We start from the raw sequence: 274 nt of genomic DNA on the forward strand, positions 1-274 counted from the left end.
TTGACTTTTAATCAATTGGTCGCAGGTTCGAATCCTGCACGACCCACCACTAAGTCAGGTGGAATTAGTAGTAAAACGTGAAGGATAACGTTGCGTCAGCAACGGCCCGTAGGGCGAGGCGAAGCCGAGTCATCCTGCACGACCCACCACTTAACGCAGTTCCGGCAGTACAGAGTGGGTGATTAGCTCAGTTGGTAGAGCATCTCCTTTACACGGAGGGGGTCGGCGGTTCGAGCCCGTCATCACCCACCACTCGGGTCGTTAGCTCAGTTGG

General features: G+C 54.7%; 1 tRNA gene and 1 other RNA gene. Both read left to right on the top strand.

The window, feature by feature from the left end:
- Positions 1-149, top strand: a non-coding RNA gene (locus INF77_RS20655) — RtT sRNA; the annotation flags it as partial.
- Between the two features lie 27 nt (positions 150-176).
- A tRNA-Val gene (locus tag INF77_RS20660) sits at positions 177-252 on the top strand.
- The last annotated feature ends 22 nt before the right edge of the window (positions 253-274 follow it).

The sequence above is a fragment of the Enterobacter cloacae complex sp. P1B genome (assembly GCF_014982345.1).
GTDB lineage: Bacteria > Pseudomonadota > Gammaproteobacteria > Enterobacterales > Enterobacteriaceae > Enterobacter > Enterobacter bugandensis.